Source organism: Prosthecobacter sp. (assembly GCF_044373815.1).
Taxonomy (GTDB): domain Bacteria; phylum Verrucomicrobiota; class Verrucomicrobiia; order Verrucomicrobiales; family Verrucomicrobiaceae; genus Prosthecobacter.
The window spans coordinates 1-4670 of record NZ_JBIPNG010000502.1 but is presented as its reverse complement, the minus strand read 5'-3'; the positions used below and the strand labels follow the sequence as shown (position 1 = coordinate 4670).

The following is a 4670-nucleotide window of genomic DNA, read 5'->3' as shown; positions in this document are numbered from 1 at the left end:
ATTGCCTGCCGCATGAGCGCGGGATCTTGGCGAAGCTGACGTAAATTGGCCAAAATGGACCCCGCGGGAGCTGCGGGCTTGGACAGGACAACCGCAGGCGGTTCGGCAGTCACAGGAGGAGCTTTGACGGCGGCCAGCGTGGGCACTTCCACGGCTGCGGCAGTGCGTGCTGGCTGCTGACGCTGGCGTTGGGCCTGCTGGCGCTGGGCTGGCAGAGGGGGCGGTGGACGTTGCGGCTGCTGGCGCTGGGCAGGTGGGAGCTGTCGGCGGGGCTGCGCTGGTGCCTGGCTGGATTTGGCCGTCTCCTGCAGTTCTTTCCATGCCTTGCGCAGTTCATCCCAGGCGGACGGTGCCGCCACGGGGGCAGGGCGTGGCGGTGCAGCCGATGACTGCCCGGTCTGCTTGCGCCAGGCGGCTTCACGCAGGCGCTGCTCTTCGGGGTCGGGTGGCGGTGCTGGCGCCGCCCCGGTCTTCTGCTGCCAGGTTTCCCACAGCCATTTTACGAAGCCTGCCAAAACCGCGATGACAATGATCGCCACCTGGAAAGGATCGACATCGCTGCTCAGCAGGAGTGGGTGCATGGTCAAAAAACTCCCGCAGGGTTATTTCGCGCCGGAGGATTCCCCGGCGATCTTGCTGCGCATCTCCGTGTCGGCGAGCACGTTTTTGTATTTGGCGTAGTCCATGACTCCGAGCTGGCCATTGCGGAAGGCCTCGGCAATCGCGAGCGGCACCTGAGCTTCGGCTTCCACCACGCGGGCGCGCATCTCCTGGGTGCGGGCGGACATTTCCTGCTCCAGTGCCACGGCGGCGGCACGGCGCATTTCGGCCATGGCCTGCGCGATCTTCTTATCGGCCTCAGCCTGCTCGGTCTGGAGCTTGGCACCGACGTTTTCGCCGACGTCGATGTCAGCAATGTCGATGGAAAGGATTTCAAAGGCCGTGCCAGCGTCCACGCCTTTGTGCAGCACGAGCTTGGAGATGGCATCAGGATTTTCGAGGACGTCCTTATAAGAGGACGAGGAACCGATGCAGGTGACGATGCCCTCACCCACACGGGCGATGACGGTCTCCTCCGTGGCACCACCCACGAAGCGGTCGAGGTTCGTGCGTACGGTCACTCGGGCACGGACGCGCAGGGAGATGCCATCCTTGGCAACGGCGTCGATCTTGCCACCGCGCCCCATGTCGGGATGCGGGCAGTCGATCACCTTCGGGTTGATGCTGGTGCGCACGGCTTCGAGCACCGTTTTGCTGGTGCCTTTACAGGCGAGGTCGATGGCGCAGGCGCGGTTGAAATCGAGCGGGATGCCAGCTTTGTCGGAGGCGATCAAAGAGAGCACCACATGCGTCACTTCACCACCGGCCAGGAAGTGGGCTTCCAGCTGGTCTGTGCCGATGGGAATGCCGGCCTTGGCAGCCGTGATGCGCGTATCGACGATCAAGGCATTCGGCACTCCCCGCAGCCACATGGCCAGCAGTGTGGGAAAGCTGACCGGCGCATTAGCGATGCGCGCACGCAGCCAGAGATTGAAAAACTTCGCAACCATCAGGAACAGGACAAGCGCGACGATGATGACGGCGCCGATGAGGAATATTTCGAGAGTAGCCATGAGTGGGTGGTATGTGGGTTGAAGATAAAAAAGGGACTCAGACGATGCGCACGAGAAGATTGCCGGGCTCCGCCGCGATCACCTCGACACGGGTCCCGGCAGCGGCGAGGCCGTTCTGGCAGCGCACCTCGTAGCGCTGGCCGTCAATTTCAGCACGGCCCAGCGGGCGAAGTTCCGTGAGCGCCACGCCCTGCGTGCCCGGGGCGGCTCCGACAGCAGGCGGGGTCTCAATGCTCGTAGTGAGAGTCAGCGCACGCCGGAAAAACTTCACGGCAAACCAGCGCAGCCAGCCGATCAAGACCACCATCGCAAACAGCACGATGCCCAGCGCAAGCACCACCCGCTGATTGGAAGTCCAGCCGACCAGCTCCTCTGACATCAGGGCAAGCCAGATGGCGGTGAATATGGCGATCGTGCCTAGGATGCCAGCCACCCAGCCGGGCAGGAAGGTTTCCAGCATGATGAGCAGGATGCCGAACAGCGTAAGGATGGCAATGCTGGCGAGCATGAGAACAAGATGCTGGATGCTGCATGACAGGGCGTCAACTTATGTTGATGCCCCAACGCTCCTGTTTTGCTCAGGGCGTGCGCTTCGGCACCATGGACTGCCGCCAGTCTTTGGCCCCCACGGGAATATCCCCCATGTTGAGAAACGTGGGGGAAGAGGGGCTGGCGAAGGTCGTGCGCGCGAGGCGGGTGGCATCTGCTGAAGTCGCAGGGTCGAGAATATTCTGCCCCGATTTACCTCCTCCGATGGGTGCCCGTGCCAGGATCGGATCGCCGCCCAGTTCGGCTCGTGGCTCCACCCGTGTCCAGGTGTTGGCAGACCAGTAGTCGCCCTTCCATGAGCGGCTGGCACTGGTGGGCACATAGATGGCAAAGCGATCAAACAGCACCTCAGGCACGTAACGGCTGCCCACGCGGCTGGCGAGCGGTGGATCACTCGGATCAGGGCGGCTTTCCGTCGATTCCAGCAGGTACTCTTTGTCCTCGATCTTCACCACGCACCAAGCATGCCCGCCGAGATCGCCATAGCGGCCCAGAGCCACCCGCACCTGAAACCCGCGGGACATCAGCCAGTCCGCCAGAAAGATGGAGGAATCCTCGCAATCGCCTCGCTGCAGTCGCTGTGTTTCATCCGCAAACTGCCAGCAGTCTGTCTGCTCCGGCTTGGCAAAGCTGCTACCCGCCTTGGCGCCGGGGTCGTTGGTGTAGCGGCAGTTGGAGTGTACGGCGGACCAGATGGTGAAGAGCTGCTGCACACGCGACTGGTTTTTCGCAAACGCCGCCGGTGGTGCGTAACCTGTCAGGAACTCGTTCACATAGTGAAAGCGGCCCGCGCTGTCCGCCGCGATCACGGCGTACTTGCGGTGGCACTTCGGGCACTCGAGCGCCATGCTGCGCTGCGCCCGTGAGAGCTTCATGAAGTGCGGCTGTTTGCAGTGGACGCAGGTGCTGAAAAAGGGCTCGTCGCCAGACTGGGTCAATGCCTCCGGTGTGAAATCCCGCAGGCGCTGGCCAAGCACGAGCAGCGCCTCATGCATCAGTCCGCTGGCACGTGGCCGCAGGGCGATGGCCATGTGCGTCATCTCCGGCTGCGAACGGTGCGAATACTCATGAAAGCGCTGAAGCAGTTCGCGCAGGCTTGGACTGCTGGCGGAACAGACGGAGACCCGGTAGTAGCGCGGCATACCCTCCTGCACCAGCTCGGTGACTTTATTGAGGTCGTTCGTGTCGATTTTCGGAAACTCCCGGGCCAGCCAGGCCTCCATTTCAGGATCCACCCGCAGGGTCGGCGTTTTCTCCGCCATGCGCGAATAGTTGAACTGATCCACCAGATCGAGACGGAACTTGGCCGCGCTATACTGGGCGCCGGGGCTCGTCATCAGTTCGCCCAGCCGCATTTCCCATCCATTTAGCCAGCCCTCCTTCACTGCCGCAATCCCCCCCGCCAGCAGGACGGCGGAGGCGAGTGACCATGTGATGAGGCGGCTGTTCATAAACGCCCCGAATTATAGTTTTTATAACGTTTCGCGCAACGAAAACTGGGCGCTAAGACAAAGTACTTACGTTTAAGACCTCCACTTGTGGGGGAACGGGTAGGTCAAAGCGCGCGGAAATCACTTTTTCACCTGAAAAGGAATCTTGGGCGTGTAGGGCCAGAGCTTCGGTGCGCTGACTCCCACGGCCGAAAACAGCGTACTTGGCTTTTCCTCCAAGATTTCACCCACGTCGCCAAACCAGGCGGCCTGCGGATTGCCTGCCAAATTGGACACAAAAATGCCCCCCCGCTCGCCACGGCCCAGCAAGACCCCCTTGGTGCGGAGAAGTGCTGGAGCCAGGTAGTAGGTGCCCTTTTCTGAGACGACCTCTGCGGTGTACACACCGGCGGGAAACTCCACCCTGCCCTGCCCGCACTCGCGCACCTCATTCGGCCCGACCACGATCCCTGAAGTCGTTTTAGGCGCCGGGGCGATGGCCCCGCAGGCAGCGAGGATCAGCGGTGCAAGAGCGAGGAAAGAGGCGCGGAACAATTTCATGAAGAGGTTGGGTTGGGGGAGAATTATCCTTGGTTGGAGCCATACGTCCACATCAGGATTCATGCCATGAATCACTTTGTCTTCAGGGTCAGCGTCACGCGCCGCACCTCCATGACAGTCTGTCCGGGGATTTCCAGCGCCTGCAGCGTCAGCAGTCCGCGCTTGGCAGGCAGCTTGATCGCACCCAGTGGCAGGCTGTGAAAATCACGCATGTAGCTCTCGCCTTTGCGCGAGGCGCGGTCTTGGTCGTCCAGCAGGCGCGGAAACCAGCCGGGCGTCACTTTGCCCGCAGTTTTGGCCCCGTCGAAGCTCATCTGCACCGTTGCTCCGGCATCCGCCTCCGGGCAGGCGTAATCAATGCTCACCTCATAATCACCAGCGGTATGTACGTCGATGTCCCAGGTCATTGAATCTTCCTTGGTCTTCCAGTTCACGAAGTAGGAGCAGTTCGGCGCATTGGAGCTGCGCTTCACCTCGCCATGCGGAATGCCATCGCGGGCTTCCAGCATGGTGGTGG

The 4670-nt window shown here is 61.8% G+C and carries 4 protein-coding genes and 2 pseudogenes; all 6 read right to left on the bottom strand.

Annotated features, from left to right (window positions below):
• Positions 1-581 (bottom strand): annotated as a pseudogene (locus tag ACIREA_RS27025) (hypothetical protein); the annotation flags it as partial.
• A 21-nt stretch (positions 582-602) separates the two neighbouring features.
• Positions 603-1613, bottom strand: a complete 1011-nt coding sequence (gene floA, locus ACIREA_RS27020) for a flotillin-like protein FloA (RefSeq protein ID WP_397385431.1) — start codon at positions 1611-1613, stop codon at positions 603-605.
• Between the two features lie 37 nt (positions 1614-1650).
• Positions 1651-2121: an NfeD family protein gene (locus tag ACIREA_RS27015; RefSeq protein WP_397385430.1), complete on the bottom strand. Its 471-nt coding sequence runs from the start codon at positions 2119-2121 to the stop codon at positions 1651-1653.
• Positions 2122-2191: 70 nt separating this feature from the next.
• Entirely contained in the window at positions 2192-3613 is a 1422-nt protein-coding gene (locus ACIREA_RS27010) for a hypothetical protein (protein ID WP_397385429.1), read from the bottom strand.
• Between the two features lie 120 nt (positions 3614-3733).
• Positions 3734-4153, bottom strand: a complete 420-nt coding sequence (locus ACIREA_RS27005; protein WP_397385428.1) for a hypothetical protein — start codon at positions 4151-4153, stop codon at positions 3734-3736.
• Positions 4154-4224: 71 nt separating this feature from the next.
• Positions 4225-4670, bottom strand: a pseudogene (locus ACIREA_RS27000) (N-acetylgalactosamine 6-sulfate sulfatase); the annotation flags it as partial.